19 protein-coding genes and 5 pseudogenes are annotated in these 26,607 nt (G+C 35.1%); 5 read left to right on the plus strand and 19 right to left on the minus strand.

What is annotated here, in order from left to right; translation table 11 throughout:
- Positions 1-401: 401 nt before the first annotated feature.
- The 4 genes from RCG25_RS14155 to RCG25_RS14170 form a co-directional block, all read right to left on the minus strand.
- Positions 402-914 carry a GNAT family N-acetyltransferase gene (locus tag RCG25_RS14155; protein ID WP_308079461.1) on the minus strand — a complete coding sequence of 171 codons (513 nt, stop codon included), beginning with the start codon at positions 912-914 and terminating at the stop codon, positions 402-404.
- 557 nt (positions 915-1,471) lie between these two features.
- Positions 1,472-1,843: a VOC family protein gene (locus tag RCG25_RS14160; protein ID WP_308079462.1), complete on the minus strand. Its 372-nt coding sequence runs from the start codon at positions 1,841-1,843 to the stop codon at positions 1,472-1,474.
- 183 nt (positions 1,844-2,026) lie between these two features.
- On the minus strand, positions 2,027-3,355 hold the full coding sequence (gene ltrA / locus RCG25_RS14165; RefSeq protein WP_308079463.1) for a group II intron reverse transcriptase/maturase: 1,329 nt from the start codon (positions 3,353-3,355) through the stop codon (positions 2,027-2,029).
- Positions 3,356-3,942: 587 nt separating this feature from the next.
- Entirely contained in the window at positions 3,943-4,701 is a 759-nt protein-coding gene (locus RCG25_RS14170; protein WP_308079464.1) for a hypothetical protein, read from the minus strand.
- A gap of 285 nt (positions 4,702-4,986) precedes the next feature.
- On the opposite strand from RCG25_RS14170, the gene RCG25_RS14175 reads away from it, so the two are divergent.
- Positions 4,987-5,892, plus strand: a complete 906-nt coding sequence (locus RCG25_RS14175) for a branched-chain amino acid transaminase (RefSeq protein ID WP_308079465.1) — start codon at positions 4,987-4,989, stop codon at positions 5,890-5,892.
- A gap of 1,244 nt (positions 5,893-7,136) precedes the next feature.
- On the opposite strand, the gene RCG25_RS14180 is transcribed toward RCG25_RS14175, so the two are convergent.
- The 3 genes from RCG25_RS14180 to RCG25_RS14190 form a co-directional block, all read right to left on the minus strand.
- Positions 7,137-7,517 (minus strand): PaaI family thioesterase, encoded by a 381-nt coding sequence (locus tag RCG25_RS14180; protein ID WP_308079466.1) that lies wholly within the window; start codon positions 7,515-7,517, stop codon positions 7,137-7,139.
- Positions 7,518-7,811: 294 nt separating this feature from the next.
- Complete coding sequence (locus RCG25_RS14185; protein WP_308079467.1) at positions 7,812-8,405, minus strand: dienelactone hydrolase family protein; 594 nt, start codon at positions 8,403-8,405, stop codon at positions 7,812-7,814.
- 73 nt (positions 8,406-8,478) lie between these two features.
- On the minus strand, positions 8,479-8,994 hold the full coding sequence (locus RCG25_RS14190) for a DUF2500 domain-containing protein (RefSeq protein WP_308079468.1): 516 nt from the start codon (positions 8,992-8,994) through the stop codon (positions 8,479-8,481).
- Positions 8,995-9,402: 408 nt separating this feature from the next.
- Between RCG25_RS14190 and RCG25_RS14195 the strand changes: the two are divergent.
- A pseudogene (locus RCG25_RS14195) lies at positions 9,403-10,389 on the plus strand (IS110 family transposase); the annotation flags it as partial.
- Between the two features lie 813 nt (positions 10,390-11,202).
- Here the strand turns inward: RCG25_RS14195 and RCG25_RS14200 are convergent.
- The 4 genes from RCG25_RS14200 to RCG25_RS14215 form a co-directional block, all read right to left on the minus strand.
- A complete protein-coding gene (locus RCG25_RS14200; RefSeq protein WP_308079469.1) occupies positions 11,203-13,275 on the minus strand; it encodes a GAF domain-containing sensor histidine kinase in 2,073 nt (690 codons plus the stop codon).
- A 219-nt stretch (positions 13,276-13,494) separates the two neighbouring features.
- Positions 13,495-14,109: a hypothetical protein gene (locus tag RCG25_RS14205; RefSeq protein ID WP_308079470.1), complete on the minus strand. Its 615-nt coding sequence runs from the start codon at positions 14,107-14,109 to the stop codon at positions 13,495-13,497.
- 148 nt (positions 14,110-14,257) lie between these two features.
- Positions 14,258-14,494: a hypothetical protein gene (locus RCG25_RS14210; protein WP_308084184.1), complete on the minus strand. Its 237-nt coding sequence runs from the start codon at positions 14,492-14,494 to the stop codon at positions 14,258-14,260.
- 309 nt (positions 14,495-14,803) lie between these two features.
- Entirely contained in the window at positions 14,804-15,844 is a 1,041-nt protein-coding gene (locus RCG25_RS14215) for a serine hydrolase domain-containing protein (RefSeq protein ID WP_308079471.1), read from the minus strand.
- A gap of 576 nt (positions 15,845-16,420) precedes the next feature.
- Here RCG25_RS14215 and RCG25_RS14220 point away from each other — a divergent pair.
- Together RCG25_RS14220 and RCG25_RS14225 are read left to right on the plus strand one after the other, a co-directional pair.
- Positions 16,421-16,795, plus strand: coding sequence for a MerR family transcriptional regulator (locus RCG25_RS14220; RefSeq protein ID WP_308079472.1), 375 nt, complete (start codon positions 16,421-16,423; stop codon positions 16,793-16,795).
- A 47-nt stretch (positions 16,796-16,842) separates the two neighbouring features.
- Positions 16,843-17,604 carry an SDR family oxidoreductase gene (locus tag RCG25_RS14225; protein WP_308079473.1) on the plus strand — a complete coding sequence of 254 codons (762 nt, stop codon included), beginning with the start codon at positions 16,843-16,845 and terminating at the stop codon, positions 17,602-17,604.
- A 254-nt stretch (positions 17,605-17,858) separates the two neighbouring features.
- On the opposite strand, the pseudogene RCG25_RS14230 reads toward RCG25_RS14225, so the two are convergent.
- The 5 genes and pseudogenes from RCG25_RS14230 to RCG25_RS14250 all read right to left on the minus strand — a co-directional run.
- Positions 17,859-18,345, minus strand: a pseudogene (locus RCG25_RS14230) (hypothetical protein).
- Positions 18,346-18,356: 11 nt separating this feature from the next.
- Entirely contained in the window at positions 18,357-18,845 is a 489-nt protein-coding gene (locus RCG25_RS14235; protein ID WP_308079474.1) for a CBO0543 family protein, read from the minus strand.
- A gap of 235 nt (positions 18,846-19,080) precedes the next feature.
- Positions 19,081-19,539 (minus strand): DinB family protein, encoded by a 459-nt coding sequence (locus tag RCG25_RS14240; RefSeq protein WP_308079475.1) that lies wholly within the window; start codon positions 19,537-19,539, stop codon positions 19,081-19,083.
- 211 nt (positions 19,540-19,750) lie between these two features.
- Positions 19,751-21,522: pseudogene (gene ltrA / locus RCG25_RS14245) on the minus strand (group II intron reverse transcriptase/maturase).
- Between the two features lie 1,548 nt (positions 21,523-23,070).
- Positions 23,071-23,331: pseudogene (locus RCG25_RS14250) on the minus strand (DUF2199 domain-containing protein); the annotation flags it as partial.
- Between the two features lie 460 nt (positions 23,332-23,791).
- On the opposite strand from RCG25_RS14250, the pseudogene RCG25_RS14255 reads away from it, so the two are divergent.
- Positions 23,792-25,029: pseudogene (locus RCG25_RS14255) on the plus strand (IS110 family transposase).
- A gap of 253 nt (positions 25,030-25,282) precedes the next feature.
- Here the strand turns inward: RCG25_RS14255 and RCG25_RS14260 are convergent.
- The 3 genes from RCG25_RS14260 to RCG25_RS14270 form a co-directional block, all read right to left on the minus strand.
- Positions 25,283-25,723 carry a cell wall hydrolase gene (locus RCG25_RS14260; RefSeq protein ID WP_308079476.1) on the minus strand — a complete coding sequence of 147 codons (441 nt, stop codon included), beginning with the start codon at positions 25,721-25,723 and terminating at the stop codon, positions 25,283-25,285.
- Positions 25,724-25,964: 241 nt separating this feature from the next.
- Positions 25,965-26,261, minus strand: coding sequence for a hypothetical protein (locus tag RCG25_RS14265; protein ID WP_308079477.1), 297 nt, complete (start codon positions 26,259-26,261; stop codon positions 25,965-25,967).
- The gene (locus RCG25_RS14270; protein WP_308079478.1) at positions 26,258-26,398 is read right to left on the minus strand and encodes a hypothetical protein; all 141 of its coding nucleotides are present in this window, start codon (positions 26,396-26,398) and stop codon (positions 26,258-26,260) included. Before RCG25_RS14270 ends, RCG25_RS14265 begins: the two co-directional genes overlap by 4 nt.
- Positions 26,399-26,607: the final 209 nt, after the last annotated feature.

Genomic DNA, 26,607 nt, shown 5'->3' on the forward strand with positions numbered 1-26,607 from the left:
GAAAAGAGCCTAATTTTTGACGGTTAGGCGAAGCGGCATTGGGCAAGACCCTAACCAAGTTGACGATGAATCAGAGGATCTTTAAGAAAGTTCTTCAGGGCATGAATCAAGTCCTAATTAGGTTCAACAACACCATGAAAATCAGGTTAATTTAAAGACTAGCTAAAAAATCAAAAAGCTAGTCTTTTTTCTTATTGTATTGTTGAATACCCTCTTAATTTTGTACAATCCCAACATTCAAGCTCTACATTGGATGGAACAATTCCTTCTTCAACAAAACTGCCCGTTACTTCAATAAGAAAAGCTCTCAAAAAGACAGCCTCGCTCTTTCGCTAATGCCCCCGTTAGCTTAAGTACATTTCTTCACAAACTTTTTTAAAAATTAAGAACTGAAAAATTAGCTATTGTCCAATTAAGTTATAACGCCAATTATTGCACCCCATAAAGCTTCCTGGAGGATATTCAAATTCGCATTCAGAGATAAACTGAAAGTCAAGCTTCCTACAAATTGCATTAGAAGCAGGATTATCAATTGATGGGAATGCGTGGATGTATTTATATTTGTTCTCACTAGATGCTTCTTCAATTGCTAACTTTACCGCTTTTGTAGCTATTCCTTTCCCTTGATATAAGGGTAGAACGCTCCATCCAGTTTCATATACACTTTCATTATTCCAAGTAGTTTGCCAATAACCCACAGAACGTTCTGGTTCTAATTCTGGTAACAATTTAATGCTGAACATACGTCCTCTATTACCAAGCTGAAGATATCGTTTATGTCGATTTAAAATCTGCTCTTTACTCTCTGGACCTCCAAGATGCTGCATCATTTCTGGAGCGTTTATAAGAAAAAGTAAATCAAGGTCATTATCCTCCCAAGGTTTTATCTGAATGATATAGTTACTTGCTTCCAAATTTTCTTCATCCGCTCACTACTTATTATTTACTCTTTCTTTACGAAAGCTAAAAATCCTCTATTTAATGATATTGTTGTTTAACTAATCTGCCCGTTAGCCATTCATGCAGCGCGAAATCGACACTGCACCACAGAGAATGAAAATGGCTAAGACCGTCTATACTGTTTTAATGCTGGCGAAGAAGGTCTTTGAACTATGGTGCCTTTGAGCCCATCCGTTAGTCTGACTCCAACGACCACGGTGTACCACCGACTGTCGCACCCTTTAGGGGTAGCACTCATGGGAGATTAATCCTTTTTCTGGTTGTTGCGCCAGCTTTAACTGATTTCATTTTAATAGAAAGGTTTCACAACTCGATTTACCAGCCAATCTTATATACGTTCCTTCAAGAGGCTCAGCCTTTTTTTAAAAACTGGTTTTTCTGGGTCTATTTTTTATGCCTTTTTTCAGTTTTTATTTTCATGGGAGTTCAACAAAAAAATGACCGCCAAAGCGATCACTTTCTTTAACTCTTGCACCCGTTTGTTGAATAAGGTAATTTATTTATTATAATCTTACCAGTGTACTTGAAGTTTATTACCATTTGGGTCATAAAAGTGGAAAAAGGCATGACCATTATCTTCTTTTATATCCTCGACCTTAACTTGATTATCAATTAAGTGTTGATGAAATTTAGATAATTCTGGACTTGTAAAGCCAATGCTAAATTCTTGATCATTATCAATTGTAAAATGTGCAAATGTTTCATCTTCGGTAGGAACTAAGATAAGTAGGAAAGGTCCTTTTTTTACTTTTATAATTGCAAGTTCCTCAGTAATGTTTAGTAACTGGAGCCCTAATACATCTCTATACCATTGTGCAGACAGTTCTAAATCTTTTACAGGAATTCTAATATAATGTACTTGTTCAATAAATGATTTACTCATAGCCTTCTCTCCTTTATTTAATCTGGTAAATCAAATAGTTCCCTTTCTATATACCTTTTTCCTTCAGATTATTGAATTAGTCGAGTAGAAGGGAGCCTTCCTACCTTACGGTAAATTGTACTCCTCCCCCCTCACAGAACCGTGCTTGCGCTATTAACGCACACGGCTCTTCCTAGTTATCATTTACAGAATATAGCTTATCTCTTTTCTTAAATCATAAATATTCACTTTGATTCTTGGTGAAGGTAGTGGATATTTATTAAGGAAGAGCCTAAATTTATCCCAAGTAAAGGACTTCCTTTGGCTTCTTCTGTTTAGCCATTTAAATAGTAAATACTCGATTTTCTCTTTGAAGTTGTTAACAGTTTGGGTATTATCTGTGATGCAATAATAGTTGTAATAGCCTATAAGTGAGCGTCTAAATCTATCCATTATCGCATGAATATCTTTATTTCTATTAGTCTTCAGCCATTCTTTAGTCTCTCTTAGTTTGCCTTGGACTTTCTTCCTGCTAGATTTCCGTTTTACTCGAAATTTCCCTTGTTTGCTTTTTCCGCTATAGTGGGTAAACCCAAGGAAATCAAAGGTAGCTGGTTTACTATTCCCCTCTCGCTTTGCATTATTTTCTGCAAACCTCCCAAAGGGAATAATTTTAGTTTTATCCTCGGCTATTTCCAAATTAAACTTCTTTAATCGAAGCTTTAATGAATGGAAGAATTGCTCGGCTTCACTTTTATTCTGAAAACAACAAACAAAATCATCTGCGTATCTTACTATATATGCCTGGCCTTTACATTGTTTCCTAACCACTTTTTCAAACCATAAATCAAGAACGTAATGTAGATAGACATTGGCTAATATCGGAGATATCACTCCACCTTGCGGTGTACCATTGTCTGTCTTGAATTTCTTACCTTCCTCCATGTATCCACCTTTAAGAAACCTGTTGATTATTCTCAGAAGGTTAGGGTCAGCGATTCGGAGTTTTAAGAATTCTATCATCCATTTGTGGTCCACGTTGTCAAAGAAACTTTTGATATCCACATCCACTACATAACTAACTGACCTCTTTTCAATATAATGGTTCAGTATTTTCAGCGCATCATGGCAGTTTCGATTAGGGCGGAACCCAAATGAACAATCTAGGAAATCATTTTCATAAATGGTATTTAGTATTTTGGTAATACCCTTTTGTACAATTTTATCTTCATGTTCAGGTATCCCCAAAGGTCTTTTCTTGTTTGAATTGAGTTTTGGGATATACATTCTTCTTACTGGAACAGGGCGATAACTTTTGCTTTTAAGCCTACTTACTAAATCCTTTATGTTTTCTTCCATGTGTTCGCTGTATTGTTCTTTAGTCGTTCCGTTAATACCAGTCGCCTTTTTATTAGATAGTTCATGATGACACTGTGTTAGCGATTGCTCATTTAATAAGTGTGCAAGTGATGTGAATTTCATTTTAGGATCAGATTTTGCTAATTCTGCTATCCTTAGTAGTTTTGTTTCCATTTATTATACCTACCTCTGTGTGTAGTAAATGTGTCCCTAGTAAGGGTGATAACTGGTAGCTAGCCTTTCCTCCATCGGCATTACCCAACTTCATAGGTACTACGCTGCTATCCGACTCCCTACACGGCATTTGGTTTCCTTGCTTGTTATCGCTTGTAGGCCATACTCTTCTATAAAGTAGAAGAGACCGGTAGGGTCTCCCGAGTTGCCGTATCATATCAATGTGTAACGTGCCAAGGTCTCTGACTCCAGAGAGGTTTTATCCTTCTCGCCTTTGACGAAGGATAAAATGTTGCTTTCTGCACGCAGGTAAGTCATCAGCCCTCTCGGTTTACTAACGTTTATGGAGCTCAATCCCTTCAACCATTTGGCTTTCGGCCCGCCACCTAACTGTCTACGCTTAAAGACCAAAGTTACCTATAGTCCTCCAAGACTCGCTACGAGCGAATGGCTAGTTCTTACTCGGCGGGAATCCCACCCGCTATATGATACGACCTAGGCTCGGCCGCACACCTGCTACCGTTACTTCAATAAGAAAATGCGATTCCTCAATATTAAGAATCGCAACCATTAGTTGAGCAAAAAGGTTATGATGCAAGAAGTGGTGGAAATCCAGCTCGGCTCCATAACCATAATGGAGTATGTACATCAATTGGTGCTAATCCACTTCCAGCTAGTGCAGTTTCCCAAGCAGTAGCAACCGCTTGTCTATCATCTGCTCCACCATTTAAAACTTCTTCTGTACATAAACCTAATTTAACCGTAGCTTTTAAAATGTGTGTATCTGGTGCAATGGTGATTAATTCACGAGATTTCCACGAAACGTTTGTATAACTTTCCAAAACATATAACCAATAATTAAAAATTTTAGGTCCAGAGAGATAAGGAAAATCTGATTTTCTTGTTCCTTGCATCATTGCCTTTAGAGGAGCGATGTCAGATTGAACAAACTCAACCAATCCTTGCACATCTCCTTTTTCCGAAGATTCCACAATCCCTTTGGCTACACGTTTCCAAATTTCAGGATGGCGGTTTGGTTGCAATCCTACACGATGAAGAAGTAATGCTTCTCGAAGTTGCTCTATATTGCTATTAGCTGCAAGAGTCGGTTCAAAAATCCATTTGGTATTTGAATCTTGATACGCTTTTACAACAGATTCCCATAACGTGTATGAATTTCGCTGATAATTTAACGCCATTGCCAATGTTAAAACATTCATCATTTCTTCTTCTGTAACAACACCAAACAAAACATCTTCAGGCATTATTTCGCCGCCTAAAAGTCCATTTTCGTGCATTTGTACTAAAGTATTTACACTTTTTAAAAAGGTAGCATTATTTCTCACTATGTATCCCCCAAAAAACTATGTTATCTTAATTATTCTCTAATGATTGATAGACTCCTTCTTTCACTAACCTGCTTACTTTAGTTTAATAAAAACAGCCACCAAAATAGCAGCTGGATTTTCAATTCTTGCACGGTTGAGAATCCGAAATATTATAAACTCCGTTCTCTGTAGCAAAATAAGGTTTAGGTGCAGTTAATAGAATTCCTGTACTTATTTTAGTAATAAATTTGGATTTTAGATTATAAATTTGAAGTAAATATCATGTTATTGGTGGGAGAATAAATGAGGTATGTTTTTGATCAAGGGGAAATTATAGAAGAATCAAAGGTTTCGGTTAGCATAAGAAATAAAGGATTAAATTATGGTTTAGGATGCTTCGAGGGAATTAGAGCTTTTTGGAATGAAAGTTTAAACCAATTGTTTATTTTCCGAATCTACGACCATTATAGACGGTTCCATGCCTCTGGTAATTCTCTTCATATCCACATTCCGTATTCAACAATAGAATTAATTCATTGGACAATTCAATTATTAAGAAAAAATAATGTCCGCGAAGATGTCTATATACGACCTATATGCTTTAAAGGGGCAAATATGCTTCGTCCTGACTTATTAGATCCCTATAATAGGGTAAGCATTTATAGCACAGAATTAGAATATATGCCTAAGCCAGCTTTAAAGGTTGGTGTTTCTTCATGGAATCGTACTGGTAATAATATGATTCCACCACAGGCAAAATCAACGGGAAACTATTTAAATTCTGGATTAGCTACTTCAGAAGCAAATTTAAATGGTTTTGATGAAGCTATTTTTTTGAATGATAAGGGGAATGTAAGTGAGGGACCAGGCGAAAACATTTTTATTGTAAAAAATAACAAACTGATTACCCCGCCAATATCCGATAATATACTAGCAGGAATTACGCGTGATACTGTCATACAAATGGCTAAAAATGAATTTCAATTGCCTGTTCTGGAACAAAGTCTGTCAAGAACTGAACTATACAGTGCTGATGAAGTATTTTTTACTGGCACAGCTATAGGTATTAAACCGATAATAAATATTGATAACAGGATTATTGGAAAAGGTAGTGAAGGAACTATTACTAAAAATATCCGTTTTCATTATGAAAATATTGTCAAAGGAAACAACCCAAATTATTTAGGTTATTTTACACCGGTGTATTAGGTGGATATCAAAAGAAATTTCTTCCAAATGGATATTTGGAAATAGAGACAAAAATATTAAAAAATATTCGGCTCATTAGCGATAAGGACTTAGTGTTTTGTAGTTGCTAAGTCCTTTTTCTGTTTTTAGTCTGATCCCAGAATAGGACTGGCTTCTTTATACAGATAGGTAAGGTTTTGAAGTTATCGCCACCTTTTCCCCCCGTTCACACCGTACATGAGACTTTCACCTCATACGGCGTTCCAACTAATCCAATTCGATATAATCATCAACACTTCAGAAATTCTTGCCCCTTCCGTGTCTCAATTCTTCCGTTTTAATAAGTCGGTGCCTCCCGTAGGAGGTGAACCTCTATTAGTCTCACAAGAACCTTATTAACCGATAAAGATTTGCCTTGCATGATTAAATGATTCTTCATTAGTCTAGTGGCTATCCCTCTAGGCTGATTAGACCTTTCATTGGTACTGTACCACCACTTTCACTGACATAAAGACAAGTTATACAATAACTAATGTCATTATTGCTTTCCTTGCCAACGCTTCTTCGGGAGTAAGCCCTCCACGTTATCAGCTTACAACGTTGAATTATATCTATTATAGAATGAACTTAGGTGCTTCCTGTAAGCCTGTTAGCATTCATACGCCTGTAACGTATCATGGATTTTCATATTAGCTAGTTTTACTCATCCACATCTAACCTCACAATTTGGTGATATACACATTTCTATGTATCGCAGGTATAGACCCGTACATTCAGAAGTTCGTCAGCTTAACCTTTTCTTTTAGGTTTATTTGCATTCTCACCATATTCATTCAACTCAAGCATCATGATTTACACCACCCCATCGGGTAGGCTTTCGTCAGCTTAACCGGTTACGGTAAATTCTCACGCCTTTTCGCCGAGCTTATAACACTTTCATTCTTACTAAATCTAGTGCTATTCGACTAAGAGAGAACCCTTCAAGGCGTTACCCTATCATTTGATTCTTCGATATAACCCTTCAGTTCTGAAGGAACTGCCTTGCCTTTACCAGAGTGATGTAACCATCCTCCATTTAAACTAGGAACATTTCGCACAACTAAACTGCACCATTACTTCAATAAGAAAAAAGGACCGCAGCATTTACGATCCTTCTTAAACTCTTGCACCTGTTAGCCGAAAAAGCCCCTGTCCTGCTCTTTTTAATGTTTAGCGGGTGTATTTATCCTCGAAACGATAAAAGCCCTCTTGGGATTCTTGTGAGCTTACTTTAGGTTTGTGCGAAATAGGATTGCTTTAGATTTAGCTACAATTTCTTGTTTATTGTTATAAATCGAACACTCCGTATGAATTAAAGTTTTGCCCTGTTTTTCAATTTTGGCATTTGCCATCAAGTATGTACCAGTAGCGGGTTTCAAAAAAGAAACATTTAAATCAACGGTTACAGCTTGTTGTATACCATCTTCATTTGCTGGTAACAAGTTTGATACGGCTACATCAGCCAATGAAGAAATGATACCACCATGTATAACCCCTGCACTATTAATGAATAGGTCCTGAACTGGCAATATAATTTGCAAATTATTATCATCAAGCTTTTCGTATTTCAAACCTAAAAATTCGTCAAATGGCTGTTTTATAAACATCTCATACACCTCTTATATATTTAATTTAACGCTACATTACATATTTTTTTAAGTTCTTAAACAATCCTGCCCCGTTACTTTAAGTACAAAACTTCACAATCTCTTCTAAACTCTAACATATATATCCAATTTTCTTTAAAGTGTTATTCAATTAAATGGCCCAATTATTTAATAATGGATGCGGTCGAATTCTCCTCCACTAAACCAACTGTTGTTGGGGAATTTCCGCAATAATATGCGTTAATTCATAAAATAAGCGTTAATCCTTCTTCGATCAACGCCCCTGTTTATCAATTAATATCTCTTCATAAAGGTAAGCATTTTATTTAAAGCTTCTTGTGCTGATTTTGTATTAAAATTAAGAGAATAGGGATCACTAAATCCGTGTTTCCCATTCAATTTATGTATTTCTATATTTCTTTTATCTAGAATTGAAATTAACTCATCAACTAAGAAGGACTGTTCTTCTTGTGGAAAGAATAAAATTGTAGGGATTAACGGGACTACTTCTATGTAATTTCGAATTCTCGAACCATAATATCCAACTATCCCATTGAGATAATCTTCTTCACTACACAACCAAGCAACAGTTGCCCCAACACTAAATCCAATAATATATATCTTTTGGTATTCATTTTTAAAAGTTAATAAAATATCTTTTATTTTTTGTACAGCATTAGAGAAACCCACATTCTCCATAAAATTTTGATAGGCAACTTTCTCTTCTGCATAATCAAATGGTTGTTCACGTTCTAGTAAATTAGGACAAATAACATCAAAGCCCTGTAATGATAATTTTTCACATATACTCTCCATATGTTGATTAATGCCGTAAATTTCGTGAATTACAATGACCAAGCTATCTGTTTTATTCAGTATCTGAATCATATTGTTCCCCTTGAATAGACTTTAAAAAAATATCATAAGTATTATATCGTTCTTTAAGTAAGCACCCATTAGCTTAAGAAGATTTTTCTTTACCACTAACCAACTTACAATTGTTTAAAGGACAACTAGTTTCTATTATGGATCCTATGTTTTTATCAGTCCTAATAAAACTTAAGTATCTTGAACCATGAAATGCAAGCTCTCCATAATTCCCTTCAACAAGCATACCGTATTCTGTATCATTCACCTTCATTTCCATCCTATCCCCACTTTCTACTTCGAAAGTAACAAAGTAATCGCTATAGGCCCTGTGTTCCTCTCCTCCTTGTACAGTTGTCCTTTTTGCAACCATTTTACCTTGTACCTTTAATTTTGGAGAGTGGTTATCCTTATTCCATTGTGTAATACTCTTAATAAGTGTTACCAAAATAGTAGATATCACTATAACAAATATGATCCCGATAAAAATAGGACCAAAATGAAATATTAAATCCTCGACTCCCATCATTAAACCCCTCCTATGTATTAATTTACTATATTTTAACATTTGGATTTTTGTATTTAATTTCCCGAATTTTCTTACTTTCACTATAACTATTATCTTTTTTCTACTATCCTGGCCGTTTGTTCAACAAGAAAATAGGGACCGATGTAGCTATAATTGGAGTAGTCCCATCTTTTTATCTCTAGCCCCCTCTTTAATAAAATAAGAAAGAAAATGTTAAAAGCTCATAATTATTTCATACCAAAAAGGGATTTCCTTTATATTTTGAAAATCAATTTCTTGTTGTTTCTTAAAGCGGAATTCTACTAAAAAATAGTCCAATAGATTTCACCATAATATATAATATCAGTCAGCCATACAGACATAATTGGATTTCCTTTTTCAAAGGGCATAGAAGGAATATATCTATGGCCGTTAATGGGTATCAGTTTTGGTGCTTTTTTATTATTGATTTTTGCAATATTAATTGCATCCTATAAAATGGATGGCTTTATTATCATTAATCCTTTGATCTCATATAAGGCAAGAGGATCAAGTTTAAGAAAAGTAAAAACTGATGCCATTGCTGCCTACCTCCTCTGTGAGTTGTTCTATAAAGAGGAATTAGAACCTTATAAAAAGCGTGGTGTTCTGTTATTGAACCTTCGTAATCTCACAAGACAACATGAAAATATAACTGGCGTGATGATACAAACAAAACTTCAATTTCAGGCAGTGCTTGAACAAGTTTTCCCTGAATATATAGGGGGTCTTTGGAGATTTATATTCTGTGGTGTCGCTCTTAACTCTTTCAGAGTTTCCCTCTTCAGAAGACATTATGAAGGCTAGTGAAGAAACAATTACAGACAAAATAAATGAATTATGTAAAAGTCGATCAATCAGGTGGGCAAAAGAAAGAGCGATTAAACTTAAAGCTGCGGCAGCCCGTAACCCTTTTGAAAAGATAGTTTATCAGAGTCATATTTTAAGCCTTGGTATGCATTTAAACATGATTCTTCAGTATAAAGAGCATCTATCAAAGTTAGAGTCGGAGATAGATGCCCTCGCTAAAGAAATTGAAGAATATAATATCATCAAATCTATCCCTGGTATCGGAGAAAAGATCGCTGCAACAATCATTTCTGAAATTGGGGAAATAGATCGATTTAATGACCCAAAAAAGCTTGTAGCATTCGCTGGAGTCGATCCAAGTGTTTTTGAATCTGGTAAATTTTCTGCTACTAAAAATCGAATAAAAGAGGATCTAGTAGACTTAGACATGCCTTGTATATGGCGGTTCGTTGTGCCATTCGTGATTGTCGTAAAAAGAAAACAACTGATGAAATCATCCCACGAAACAAAAGAATGCGAGAGTTTTACGACAAGAAACGTGAAGAAGGAAAGCCTTTTAAAGTAGCTGTAATAGCATGTGTAAATAAGCTCTTACATTGGATATTTGCCCTTTTAAAGAACAAAACTACTTTCCAAGATATAGCTTAGAACCTAAATCTAACTAAATATCACAAAACCTTCCAAAATTAGACTAACTGAGGGTTATTTGGCATGCACATTTTTAGTATAGCATGAGATATTTAAAGTTTTTAATGAAAAATATTGACAAACTATTAGCTGGTTTAGCGTGAGTACATTTTTTCAAAAACTTTATTTCATCTTAACATATATATCCAATTATGAAGTGATTTCTTAGCATTTTTTGTAAGATAATTTGCCTATAAAATTGAGGGTAAAATTGTAGGGGTACAACAGCCATTTTACCCCTACAATTTGCGGTGCAATTTCCTATACAAATTTCCATATAATTTCCCCACAAATGGGTTTAAACCAATGAAAAAAGCGTATCATTTTCATATGCAAATTGACACGCATTTTAACTTACATTTTTAATGTTTGCGATAGGAAACGGAACCCGTTACCGTTTTTCGGTGCTCTTTTGACATTTATTTTAGGTCTTAAGAAGTAGCCTACTCCTTATTTGATGGCATTTGTCAACCGCCTACTATACAAGTCGCACTTGAACTTCCTACAGTAGAGTTTAATTCCAATAGTAACTCTGGAAGAACAGACTCGTTTATCAGTTCCTCCAATGTTTTATTGGAGATTGTAACGTTGTATTTTTAAAATGTAACTACTGTATTTTCCCAAACTTGAATAATGGCTTTTGGGGACATATTTGATTGAATTACCACATCTATCACTCCCTGTTTACAAACAGTACCACTGTATAACCTTTACGAAAAAGAAGTTCCCTTCAATTTTGCTATTTAAAGGTGGCGAGGAATTCCTCGCCACCTTTTACTCTTTGTATCTAACAAAGATAGTAGTCCCCTCTGGTCCAGTTTGAATATCAATCTTTGCATTATGACGGGCCGCAATCGCATAGCAAACCCCTAATCCCAAGCCCGTTCCCTTATCCTTAGTCGTGAAAAACGGTGTACCTAATTTCTCCATTACTTCTGGCTTAATCCCTTCGCCTTGATCCTGAATGGCAAGAACAACACAATCATCTTCCATATAGGTTTTAATCGTGAGTACCTTTCCTTCATTCATTGCCTCCAACCCATTTCGATAGAGATTAATAATTAGCTGCCGAGTTTCATCCCGATTTAACAATAATTCCGGTATGTCCTTCGTATCAATCTCTACGTATTTATTTTGATTGAACGCATCCACCTGGATTAATGGAGTCATATCATGGAGGATAGTATTTAGATTTAACTTCTGTAAATCAGATGACCTGGTATTACTCATCGACAGGAATTCTGAAATGATATTGTTCGCTCGGTCCAGTTCGTCAATCATGATATGTAAATACTGCTGATAACGGTCAAATTTTTCTTCTTTTTGTAAAATCTGCAAGAAGCCTCGGACGGTTGTCATTGGGTTTCGAATTTCATGACTGATTCCTGCTGCCATTTGCCCAATTAAATCAAGACCTGATAATCGTTTGAACTCCCTCTCGTATCTCTTTTTCTCCGAAATGTCCTTAATCAAACTACAGATGCCATCACCATATGGGTAGACTACCACGTCAAACCATTTATCCGTATAGACTGCACTTGTTTCAAAATGAACTGGTAAGCGATCTGACATTACTCTATGAAACTCCCTGTAGAAGTCAGTATTCTTATATCTAGGGAATTCCTCCCAAATGACCTTTCCTAAAATATCCTCAGCTGTTTTATTTAATGGAAGATGCTGATATTTATTGATATAAATATATTTCCATTCCTTGCTTAATACAATGAATCCATCAGTAATACTTTCTAATACATTATGATTTCTCTCATTAGCAATGGCTAGTTCTTTATTCTGTGCTTCGATCATGTTCTCGAGCTTATTCATATATAGAAGGCTTGAGAAGGTAGAAGCAGTAGCATCTACAATCGATTGGGCCAGCTGGAGTTGTGATTCCGTGTAAACTAGAGGATTATTTCCGGTATGAGCCACACCTATAATCCCTAGCACCTCACTCATTGATACAAGTGGAATCATAAACAGTCCTCTTATGGAAAACTGCCGGCAAATTTCTTGGTTTAGCCTTTCATCAGCCGGTGCATCAGGGATCAAGATAGCATTTTTTGTTTTCATAACCGTCTCAAGTACTTGATCACTACAGGGCCCCATTTTCTCGAAGGCCTTTTCCCAGCTTACCTCAGTCCTGTTACTTGCCTTCCATTGCCTTACAGTTCCATCACCTGTCGGACCTATTAGGTGGACCCCGATATGGTCGTTATTTAAAACCCTTTTTAAGTAGCGGAAACAGGTCTCCAAGCTTTCTTCCATGGACAAACACATGGAGAGTTCACGCGTGACATCGAGCAATAGCTGCTTTTCAGAAATTAGCTTTTCTTTTTCGGCTAAGTTAAGCGCATTTCGAATGGCCACGGCTGCCATATTTACATAGGACTCCACGGTTTGAATCTCTGACTCTGTTAAATTCATGGGTATCCCCACATCAAAAAGGAAAACGAGGCCGAATAACTCCTGTTCAAAAGAAATAGGAAGCACTAATAACGAGTTAATTTTGAATGCTGTTACCGCATTAGAATCCGGGCGATGATCCTTTAAGGTATCGGGTATGTAGATGGATTTTTGAGTTTCAATGACTTCTTTTGCCAGTAAATCGATTTCTGTATCAATCACATGCATATCTAATGACCAGTCGTTGATGAACTCTGGTTTCCCAACATATCCTCTATAGGTACCATCCTCTTGTGGTAAATAAATACCAACCGCATCACATTGAACGATTTCCTCCGAGATGGCTGTTGTTACTTGCTCCAATACATCTCGTAATTCAAGCTTGGTATTTATTAATTTAGTTATGTTTGCAAGTCGAGAATACCTCGTTTGTTCCTTTAACATCGCTTGTGCTCCATTCCATTGGCATGAACCTTTGTTAGGTATATTTACAACCGAACTTGTTCTGTACAATTTCCGACAAATTATCTTAATATTTTTATTTTACAGTATTTGCATGATTTTGGTCTAGGTAGCGATTAATAAATTTAATAAATAGGAGGCTTGGGGCTACTCTTCTTGGGAATGAAAGACAAAATCTTTTATCTGAGCCTTTGAAATGTCCTAACAGAATAATCTTAATTGGTTTGTTAGTTCTATCCCTTTTTCTTTGATCCCAAGACGTTTTTGTAAATGAGTAGGAAGAATACAAATTATTTTTCCTACATCTTCAAGAGCAATTTGTCCTTGGTTGGTGCTACCTGAAATTTCTTCCCCAATCATAGCTAATTCAAAGGAGGAATGGTTAAAGATTGTTTCAGCTAATCCTATAAAAATCTCATCAACTCTAACTAACCAAGGGTTGAGTTCTTTTGTAAGCGGGTATTTATAAGGGTAAAACTTTTCGAAAGAAGCCTGTGGTATTGATACATCTAACCAATCAGATTCACCCTTGATTCTTATTATCGAAATCAAGCACGGTAAGGTATTTCCATCATTCATTATTAAAGTTCCATAAAATTGAATTACACTGTCATTATCAATGTTTATAGGTAATGAAATACTACCAGCTTGAAAGTCCTGTCGTTCCCTCCAAATCCCCTTAAATAATTTAAAACTTTGAATTGCCATAAGTGCTTGGTTTAATCTCTCGTTATCTCCGACAGGGTGAAACTCAATTGAAAGTTCATAGAAACCGCCAATCCAATTATTTGGGTTATTATATTCACTGTATTTCAATCTCATCTCTCCCTTTATATGTAGTGCCTTCAATTTTGATCGAGGTGTACATCATCGATTCCTTCTTAAGCTAACCTGTTCCGTTAGTTCAAGAAAGAAAAAAGCCATCTTAATTGGTAGCAGAACTTCAACTCTTACACATGTTAGCTTAATAAGAAGGTGAATAAATTCTATCTGTATCGGTATCAATAACAAATTCGACCTTTATATCGCAATCATAAGGAATTTGTTCAAAATTATGAAGCCTGCAAAACACATTATGAAGGTCTTTTATATCATTCGTTAATTCTATGGATTGTTGATATTTTTGCTTTAACTGTTGTTTGGAACACTTTTTCCCCGTAAGAAGAACTTGAAAGAAATAACCGTCGATTTCAATAATCATTTTTATCACGACTGGTTGCTACTCAGTCTTATAGCTTAGATTTTTATTAAAGCTCCCCGTTAGTGTGAGTACAATATTTCACAATCGTTTTTTTAGAATGAACCAATTAATCTTAACTATCGGTGTCTTTTACTGTAATTTCAAGTGTATCACCGTCAAGTTCTAACTCTAGATGATTATCCCAATATTAAAATATATCACATGTAATTAATAATATTGAATAATGTATCCCATTCGAAAGTCGAAAAAAGTCAAGTATGGTACCATTTTACACATACTTGCCAATTGATATTAATGTTAAAATTTAATTTAGAATGAGTATTTTTTAAAAATATTTTCCTCAATGACTTTCTCTACTCTTGGCTTTCCAGACATTATATCATTATTAGAAAGAACAACTATTAAGATTTTTTCTTCAGGATAGTATCGAAAATCTGTATGTGCTCCAGGAAGATCTCCCCCATGACTATAATGGCGAATCCCGTCTAATACTCTATCAAAAAATCCATAACCATACTTTATAGATACATTTGTCTCCTCCTTCAAACTAATCTTTCCATCAGTTATCTTATCTAATGTACTACTTGAAATAAATACATTATTTTCTAATGCTTCTGCAAACTTTAATAAATCATTGATCGTTGAAAAACAACCACCTGCAGAAGAACCTCTTAAACCCTGTATAAAAATGTTATTTCTTATTAAATCTGGCTCAAGTTCCAAATTGAAATTAACTTCTGTATAACCATCAGCAAGATTAGGAACAACCTGATCCATTTCGTAAAAATCTGTATTCGTCATTCCAGCTTTAATAAAGATTTTTTCTTTTACATAGTCATAATAGTTTTCATTTGTAATTGCTTCGATAATCAGTCCTAAAATGACATAACCTGAATTACTATAATGAAATTTCTCACCAGGTGTAAATAAGAGGCTTGAATCTTTAAATAAATCAAAAAATTGATTTAGAGTATTCAATCTATTACTATACTTTTCAAACTCTTCATTAAAATAAGAATCGAGACCCGATGTATGGGTCAATAATTGGTGAATCGTAATTTTACCGAATTCTGAATTTAAATGTGATAAATGCTTTTCAACCTTATCAGTAAATTTTATTTTTCCTTCTTCTTCAAGCTGAGCAATTAATACCCCTGTGAACATTTTCCCCATTGATCCAAGATTAAAAATAGTATCCTCAGAATTAGGAATTCCAAATCTAATATTGGATAACCCATAAGCTTTTTTAAATTCAGTTTTAAAATTTCTAGCTACTAATACAGCACCAGAGAACTTATTCTCTTTTTCTAATTCAGATAAATAATTATTAATAAATTCATAACACAACATTTTTCATTCACTCCCGCCGAATCAGTCTTATTAACAATTTTTCGAATTTTCTACTAATAATATTATATTCGAATTTTTTTTTAATGGAAATTATTTCATAAAGGCAATTTTTATTTAAAGTTTGTTTCGTTAATTTGTTCATCTCACTTTATTCTCAAACCTGAACTTGAGTATTGTAAATTCGGCATAAAAAAGCCTATCCCTTTATCAATTTTCTTTATAAATTTGATTACCAATACAACAGATCCTTCTTCAGCTAACCTGCTTCGTTTGCTCAATAAGAAAGAATCTGCCGCCGCAACTCCTTGTTGACTCTCGCACAAGTTAGTTTAAGTTCACCTTTTCACATTCTTGTTTCTATTGTGGAATTATTAACTATTAAATTGTTTTGGTCAACATTATATCTCTATTCAAAGAAATGTTATTTTCCTTTGATATTCCTTTTGTGACCATATGTCTTAATTCATTAACTGGTACAGAATCAAATATTTTATAATTTTTTTGTTGACTTAAACCACGGTTTAAGTCGTATCATAATCCTGTCGACAAGGAAAGATAAAATTTGGAGGTCTCCAGATGAAATATTGTTCAATTAGCGAAGCTGCAGCAAAATTCAATATTACAGAATCAACGTTACGTTATTATGAAAAAAAGGGGCTACTGCCACTAATTGAGCGTGATGAAGCAGGTAGGCGGTTATTTTCAGAAGATCAAATTTCACTCCTTGGAACAGTTATTTGTTTAAAAAATACGCACATGCCCATTAGTGGTATTAAGCAATATATTGATTGGGTAATATGTGGAGAAGGAACCATTGAACTCCGACTTGAAATGATGAGGAAACACAAGCAGGCAGTGCTAGATGAAATTTCATTAATGAGAGAATCTTTAAAAAGGATTGACTTGAAAATTTCTCGTTATACCAAACGCCCTATTCCAGAAAAGGTATGAATTTATTTTATTATTGTGAAGAAAATAATTGGAAAAGAGGAACTAAAATGCAACTTTCAGGAAATACAATACTTATTACAGGTGGTAGTGCTGGGATAGGATTAGCTTTCGCAGAACGCTTTATAAAAACTGGAAATACAGTCATCGTTACTGGACGACGTGAAAATGTACTTCAAAATGCAAAAGAAAAATTCCCAGACCTTATTACCCATGTATGTGATTTGAGCACTGAATCTGAGCGTGTTTCATTGTTTGATTGGGTAACTGAGAACTATCCAGAAGCGAATGTGTTAGTGAACAACGCAGGGATTCAACAACGTTTCAATGTGTTAAAAGCAGATGCGAAGAACAATTGGAATTATTTCAATAAAGAAATCACAACAAACATTGAAGCACCTTTCCATCTTTCTATGCTATTTGCTCCATTTTTTGCTACAAAAAAAGAAGCGACTATCATTAACGTCACATCTGGGTTAGCTTTTACTCCGTTTGCCATTGCTCCGATCTATTCAGCAACGAAAGCGGCACTTCATTCATTTACAATGAGTCTACGACACCAACTTTCTGATTCATCTGTAGAAGTAATTGAAGTTGCTCCTCCAGCAGTGAATACAGATTTAGGCGGAGCAGGGTTGCATACTCATGGAGAACCGTTAGATGAATTCGCAGATGGGATTTTTAAAGGATTAGAAGAGGGAAAACAAGAAATTGGGTATGGTACTTCAGTGGAACGACTACGCATGTCACGAGATAAAGTCGATGAACACGTAGCAAATATGTACAATGCATTGAAAAATACAATTGAATAACTATCTTGCTTCATGTTGGACATGAAGGGCAAAACTCGCTACAGCGAGTTTTTTTATTATCCTTTGCTTTTTCAACTAAACTGCCCGCTAGTGCAAAAAAAAAAAAAGAGGACTGCCTCAGCACCCTCTTGTTCCACAAATGTACCCTTTAGTTTATGTGCATTATTTCACAATCTTTTATTTTCATTATTAAAAAGGGTTGCCATAGGAACCATAAGCGATTCCAAAAAGACCTGCCCTTTGTCATTTTAATACTAGTAAGGTCTGCCTCTAAATTTAATTTTAGAAAAAATTTTTATTAAAATATGATGAATAATAAATCCAACCCCTAATCCATGAATCAAAGACAATATTGGAAGCCAAATAGGACCAAATGATATACCAAAAATGATGTTTGGGGAGTACATAAGACCTATTTTGACAAAATAAGCTCCAAAAGCAAATGGAACAAATGATAAGCGAGGATTTTCACCTTCCGCAAATTTATAGGCATCATACATAGCAAAACATATAAACACAAGGATAAAACATAAGTCATTGGTGATCCACCACTGCTGCAGCTACTTTTATTTTCCCAAGAAAACTAAACATGATAGCTTGGTTAAACAAACTGTTCACATTAATAGTGAATTCTAAAATGATAAACAAAAATCCTTTAATAAGGTGACCATTTAACAGTTGACCAAAGACTGGAAAAGCAACACTCCAGAGAATTGCTTCTAACTTATACGTTTTCTTCATAGTATCAATCTTTAAGATTCGGTTATAACTTGCTTACCTTTTAACTTATCTAATATTTTTATTAAGCCAACGAACCCTCTAATCGTAAACAAAGTGATATTAATACTGGCAAATGTATGGAAAGATGACCATTTTTTCCATTTAAACAAACCGGTATTCTTTTCCATAAACCATTGCCCAACACTCATTGGTACACTAAAGATCAAACTCTTTAATAAAATTTTACCAAAATTATCATTATACGAGATTTTCACCCATATAACACTTAAAATTGGGAAAAATAACATGTCATAAATAATATTCGTTTTAAAAATTTTCGGAAAAGGACGAACTGGATATTCAAGCTTTTGTTTTCCAACAACATAAGCATCAATTAGAGTAGCAATAACGCCCTTTGAGAAAAAAATCAAAAGATTTTCTCTCATTTTTGGTCCCTTGAATAAAAATGGAAAAGAAGCAATACAGACTGCTAGTAGGAAGTTTAACAATTTTTTCTCCACTTATTAACATCCTCTCATTTGATGTAATACGATGTTTTTATATTACCCATAACTAATCATTAATACCTGCAGCCTCTTTTACTAATTTTTTAAACAAAAACTAACAAAATGGTCCTATGGATTAATGCTTTCTATTCTTCAACCTGCTTCGTTAGCACAAAAAGAAAACGGGATCGCCGCAGCAATCCCAATCTTTAACTCTTGCCCACGTTAGTTAAAGAAGCAGTATCAAATATTAGGCATTATTTTTAATAAGGATTTGGTTGTTAATATGATGTTCCATATGTTTTAGATAATCTTTTACGATCCACTCTAATGTTTTTTGTTGATTATTTCCTATATCACAAAGAATCGATAATCTCTCTTTTGGAATATTCGATATAGTATTAATGATTTGCTTATTTAATGCTAAAAAAAGGTTTAATATCTCATCAAGTGGTCTTTCTTGATAATTCTGAAGTATTACCCATTGGTTTTGATTATATGATTGGATAACAAATGATTGTTCTTCGTACTGAATCTTTATAAACCTATTAATATTATTTATTGCAGAGTCGCATAGATGTCCTAAAATCTCTTTTTTGGACCATTTATTTGGTAATGGGCGATTTGATATTTCTGTTTCTGACATTGAGTTATATACCTTCGGTAATGTTTGTATCCAGTGGTTTAATCCATTAATTATATCCTCCACACGCCTTCACCCCTTCAATATGTATCTAAAAAACAATATTCGTCTAAAGACATTAATATCCCTTCTTAATACAGATAGGTAAGGGTTTGAAGTTATCGCTCCCTTTTCCCCCTGTTCACACCGTACGTGAAACTTTCGAATCATACGGCGTTCCAACTAATCCAATTTATTCGTTCTATGTATTAAGCAGACGAGTGCTGTTTTTCCAAAGTTAGATTATTTCATTTAGACATCTTAACCGTAGCTTATTTACTTTTTCTTTCTGCTTACTAGTAAGCTTTAAAAGTTGTAAAAGAGTTTCTATTTTGACTTTATCTTTTAGATGAATTAATTGATGTATTGCTTTATGAACAATAATTAAATTTGAATAACTATCATCTTTCGAAAGATAATAAGGGTTTATGTGATGACAATGCCATTCATGAATCCCTAACTCTTCTCCTAATATCGCACATTTGCCATACTGAGCAATAAATTTACTGATTCGATTGTCATTATATTCAATGGATCTGTTTGGAATGTAATTTCTCATGATGTAAGAAAGCATATCTTTATTAATAGCCTTTAAGCTATTATGAATTTTTGCTCTACCTTCGGCAGTAAAGTTACATATTACTTGGGAGAATCCAAGTCTCTTTCTCCACCGTTGTGCGTGGATGGGGACAAAAACCATTTTTTGTATCATATACAGTTTTGCCTTATATCCCTTGTATCTTTTCTGTAAGGTTTTAGTCATTTCATGGAAACTTGCCTCGGTTCTAATGTTCCTTAATTGATTATATAACGTTCTGCGTAGATGAGCGTTTAACTCATTCAGATTGATAGTGATGTTAGTAGCGACCGAATAATAATTTTGGATTCCCATGACGACAGTATTGAAATTCCAAACTGTCTGAATGCAAGGCTTTTTCTTGATTACTTTTATAGCTTCCTTAATCTTTTGATAGGCATTTTCTTTAGCCTTTTTCGACATATTGGACCTTGCTACGTAACCAAATCTTGTTTTTCCTTTCCTTACAACTTTCATTGAAAATCCAAGAAACTCGGAAGAGTTTTTCTTTAGATTAATAACCTTCGATTTCTCCTCACTTGTTTCCAAATGAAGTCTTTTTCTCAAGAAGTCTTTCAATGCGTAGTTCATTTTTGTAGCGTGTGACCTAGTTCGGCACATTACCTTGAAATCGTCCGCATAGCGGACGATGAAGCACTCTTTCAAAGCTGTTTTCTTTAAATGTTGATATTTACTTCCATTTGTAGAGTAAGTATATCTGCTTTCAAACGTTTCCCATTGGTCACTTATCCACCAATCCAATTCATTCAATACAATGTTTGAAAGTAAAGGTGATAGGATGCCTCCTTGCGGAGTAATTTTGAAGGAATACCTTCTCCTTCAATCTCTGCTTTTAATAGCCTGGAAATTAAAGAAAGAAGTGATTTATCCCTTATACCTAATGACCACATTTGTTTTAAAAGTTTACTGTGATTAACATTATCAAAGAAACCTTTAATATCAACATCAACACAATGATGGAGTCCAGACTGATTAATAAGAAATTCAAGCCTAGCTTTGGCATGATGAGTGCAGCGGTTCGGTCTAAAACCATAACTATGTTTATGGAATTTTGCCTCACAAATGGGCTCTAAAATTTGAAGTATACATTGTTGAAAGATTCTATCCCAAATTGTTTGAATCCCCAAAGGTCTTGTTTTCCCTTTTCCTTTTGGAATGAAAACACGCCTTACCGTTTGCGGTTCATACCATTTGAACATGGCTTGAACCTTTGCTGTTACATCCTCCACTTTTAAATGCAGAATATCGTTAATTGTTAGTTTATCAGTTCCCGCAGTTTTGCTACCTGTATTTCTTTTGATGTTTCGGTAGGCAAGTCGTATATTATCTTTAGAACTCATTAATACTGTCAATTCATAGAAGTGATGACCATTGACACTTTGAGCATATAGTCTGTCAAAACAATCTTGCATACTATAATATTCACTGTGTCTCAGTTTCTTCCGTTTCAATAAGTTGGTGACTCCTTTCGGAGTTAAACCTCTTTTAGTCTCACAAGAACCTTATTAATCGATAAAGAACTGCCTTACTTGGTTGAATAAATCTTTATTAGTCTAGTGGCTATCCCTCCATGTTAATTAGACAATTCATTGGTACTGTGCCACCACTTTCACTGATATAAAGACAAGTTATACAGTAACTAGTGTCATTAATGCTTTCCTTGCCACCGTTTCATTAGAAGTAAGTCCTCCACGTTATCAGCTTACAACGTTGAGTTATATCTATTATAGAATGAACTTAGGTGCTTCCTTTAAGCCTGTTAGCATTCATACGCCTTTAACGTATCATGGACTTTCATATTAGCGATTCTTACTTATCCACATCTAACCTCACAATTTGGTGATATACACATTTCTATGTATTGCAGGTATAGACCCGTACATTCAGAAGTTTGTCAGCTTAACCTTTTCTTGTTGGTTTATTTACATTCTCACCATATTCATTCAACTCAAGCATCATGAATTACACCACTCCATCAAGTAGGCTTTCGTCAGCCGAACTGGTACGGTAATTTCTCACGCCTTTTCACCGAGCTTATAACATTGTCATTCTTACTAAATCCAATGCTATTCGACTTAGAGAGAACCCTTCAAGGCATTACCCTATCATTTGATTCTTCGATATAACCCTTCAGTTCCGAAGGAACTGCCTAGCCTTTACCAGAGTGATGTAACCATCCTCCATTTAAACTAGGAACATTTCGCACCACTAGTCGAGTAGAAGAGAACCTCTCTACCTTATGGTAGATTGTGTTCTCCCCCCTCCCAGAACCGTGCTTGCGCAATTAACGCACACGGCTCCTCCTAGTTACCATTCACAAAATATAGCTAATCTTTTAGGATCAGATATTGCTAATTCTGCTATCCTTACTAGTCTTGTTCCCATTTTTTCATTCCTACCTCTGTGTGTAGTAAATGTGTCCCTAGCAAGGGTGATAACTGGTAGCTAGCCTTTCCTCCATCGGCATTACCCAACTTCATTGGTACTACGCTGCTATCCGACTCCCTATATCGGCATTTGGTTTCCTTACTTTGTATCGCTTGTACACCATACTCTTCTAACAAGAAAAGACCGATAGGATCTCCCGAGTTGCCGTATCATATCAATGTGTAACGTGCCAAGGTCTCTGACCCCAGAGAGGTTTCATTATTCTTGCCATATACGAAGAATGAAATGTTGCTTTCTGCTGCAGGTAAAGCATCAGCCCTCTCGTTTTACTAACATTATGGAGCTCAATCCCTTCAACCATTTGGCTTTCGGCCCGCCACCTAACTGTCTACGCTTAAAGACCAAAGTTACCTATAGTCCTCCAAGACTCGCTACGAGCGAATGGCTAGTTCTTACTCGGCGGGAATCCCACCCGCTATATGATACGACCTAGGCTCGGCCGCACACCTGCTCCGTTAGCTTAAGTACATCTCTTCACAAAGTACTTTTTTCGATAAGTATACTGGCTCAGTCTATCTAGTAAAAAAGAACATTGATTTCGATTCAATGCATTTTTTCTTAGTTATCGTTATTAATACAAATCTGTCAGCAATCTCTTGTACCCGTTCTATGGTTATACCCTCTCTGAATTCCACCGCTAAAGGATTGTCGAATGGTTCAAGTTCAATGAAAGGTCGATTGCCACCTGGTCTAGGATGCACCATTGTTTTTAAGTTTAGGGTATCAGGATAACAAGCTGAATCAGTAGATAGCCAGCCAAACATCGGTTCCAAGAACACCAAGGGGAAGGTTCTCTTGGCTCTCTAATATCAACCTTGATAAAAAAACCACCAGAACCGTCCCAATGGTCCTTTTACTCGTATCTTACTGAGGGGCTCTATTTTTTTCAAACCTGATATTTAACGATCTACAGGAATGCTAAACTGCCACGTTACTTGAATAAGAAAAGAGCTTTACTCCATTTAAAAGTAAGGCACCCGTTCGGAATATAAGGTTAGCCAGATTTTTTCTGGTTGACCTTTTTCTATTTGGTCATATGATTACGGTAGTCGGGGTAGAACGTCGCCCCCGTGGGACTAGATCCCGTCAGCTAAACTGTTTACCCCCTACTTGTATAAGCATGTTTCAGGCTGGTTGGGACCATGATCCCGTTTAACAAGCGAACCTATGACATTACAAGCAGCTTTAGGGGATACCGACTAATATGTATTTCTAGGAGGAGGAGAAATAAATATGAATCCAGTGATTGGTCTGGATGTATCAAAAGGAGAAAGCCAAGTTCAAGCATTTTTAGATAAAGGTAAACCATATCGTAAGAGTTTTAGTATTAAACATGATCTTAAAGGGTTAGAAAGTTTATTAGAATTCCTTCAAGAGGTGGAAAAGGCAGCTAATGGTTATCAACCTTCGGTCGTTTTAGAATCAACTGGGCACTATCATCTTCCCGTAATTCAGTTTCTAGCGGAACAAAATTATGTTTATATCATCGTCAATCCACTTATCTCACATAGAGCCAAAAGCTCAAGCCTCCGAAAGGTAAAAACTGATGCGATTGATGCTTATCATCTTTGTGAACTGTTTTATAAAGAGGACCTAGAGCCTTACAAGAAGCGTGGTATTCAACTCTTAATCCTTTGTAATCTAACAAGGCAACAAGAGAGTATTGCAGAAATATCAGCGAAAACAAAGATACAGCTACATTCCTTAATTGATCAGGTCTTTCCTGAGTATCGAGGGGTTTTTGGAAGCCTCTATTCAAAGGTATCTTTGCTTACTTTACTAGAATTCCCTATTTCAAGGCAGTATTAAGTGTAAGTGAAAAAGAATTAACTGATAGAATAGGTTCGTTATGTATGAGTCGTTCGGAGTCATGGGCAAAGGAAAAGGCACAGAAGTTAAGAGAAGCAGCCATTCGTGATCCTTTTCAAAACAATCTCTACGATAGTCATATTTTTAACCTTGAAATTCTGGTTAAGATTGTACTTCAATACCAAGAGCATCTATCCAATATTGCGAAGGAAATAGATGCCCTCGCTAGTGAAATTGAAGAATATGAGATTCTTCAATCTATCCCTGGAGTCGGAGAGAAAATCGCTGCAACGATTATTTCTGAAATCGGAGAGATAGATCGGTTTAATGATGCCAAAAAGTTAGTTGCATTCGCTGGAATAGATCCTAGTGTGTACTCTTCAGGAAAGTTTACTGCATCGGTAAACCGTATAACCAAACGTGGCTCGTGTAGGCTTCGCCACGCCTTGTATATGGCTGTTCAAAGTGGTATTCGGGATTCCCGAAAAAAGAACACGACTGATGAGATCATTCCACGCAATAGAAGACTACGAGAGTTTTACGATAAGAAACGAGAAGAAGGAAAACCATTTAGAGTAGCGATTATTGCATGTGTAAACAAACTCTTACATTGGATTTACGCCTTACTAAAAAGCAGAACTTCTTTCCAAGATATAGCATAGAACCTATATATAACTAAATACAACAAAACCTTCCAATAAGAGAATTTAGGAAGGTTATTTGGCATGAACATTTTTAGTATATCATGAGGTTAATAAACTTTTTATTGAAAAATGTTGACAAACTATTAGCTGGTTTAGCTTAAGTACAATATTCTCAATCTTGCTTTCTTGGATAAAAACTATTACTAAAAGTTTTTATTTAATTTTGTGTAAATATTCTAAATATGTAAAAAAGCTTACTCAAAGAGTAAGCTTAACCGTTATAAACACTATCACATGTTCCAGGTTTTGGTTCATAAAAACAATGTTCTTTAAATTGACCAGAATGAGGTTGACCGTACCATGTTGGAGGACATGGAGCATGTGGATTAAAATACCATAGTGCAAATTTCGCTGGGTGATCTCTCCAATAATTCAAATTTTGTTTTGCTAATCTTCTTTCAGATGTTCTTGATCTTTGATAAAAAACATTTCCTTTTTGAACTGCTTCAAAAGAATAATTTCCTCCTTGAATTTGAAATATTACATCATGAATCGTTCTTACATCTTTGAAGTCTAGACAGGTTGCAACTGCACGATTCACTATTACATTTCCAACATATAACATACCTTGTTTTCCTTCACCTTCGGCCTCTGCTCTCATCATCCTTGCCATTTCGTCTACTTCATGACTTCGATAATTTACTCGTGGCATTTTATCACCCCAAAAATATAGTATGAAAAAAAGCCTACATTCATGTTATTGTTTATATAATAAGAATGCTTAGTTTTTATAGCATACAGTTTTTAAATAAAATTAAAACTATTGCATTCTTTTTATACCTTTATTCAACTATACTGCTTACGTTACTTGAATAAGAAAATGGCATTACCTCATTGTTGAAGTAATGCACCCGTTACTATAAGAACAATATTTCACAAACTTTCCATTTTAATCACATATTTTTCTTCTGCTGTTCTCTAACGTAAGAAATCGCTTTTTCAATTGTAAATATTTTTTCATTAAACCAATTTTCACCCATTTCTCTTACCAACGGGTGAACCATTCCGATGCTACTTACAATTGCAACATAATCAAGTAACACATAAACAACTTCATCTTTTAACCCCAATATTTGCAAATCCTTAACAAGCTTTATATCATCCTCGGTACCATTACCATAACGTTCTTTAATAAAGTCAAAAGGTGTTGTAGATTTCGCCTCAATTATATACCATTCATCGATTGTCATTCAGTTTTGGCTTTGAATTGTTGTTCGTTCCATTCCTCTATTGTCATTCCGTGTATTTCCTTAAAACGTTCTTCTGGTGTCTTACCGTGTACTACTCTATTATTTGTCTTTTTGAAACGTTTTTTGTCTTTCATCATCCTTTTCACCCTTTATGTTGTTTTTAACGGATTGGTAAGTCGAAAAATTCTGCATACAGAAATCTACATAAGTCCAAGATAAAAAAGAATTAAAGCCAAAATTATAATCCCTAAAATTATTAAAGGACTGGCACCCGAACTATACATTATGTAAATAAACACAGAAAGAAATATAAGCAAGAAAAGAGACAGAAAAATCGTTAGAGTCA

This window comes from Neobacillus sp. PS2-9, from assembly GCF_030915525.1.
Lineage (GTDB): Bacteria > Bacillota > Bacilli > Bacillales > Cytobacillaceae > Neobacillus.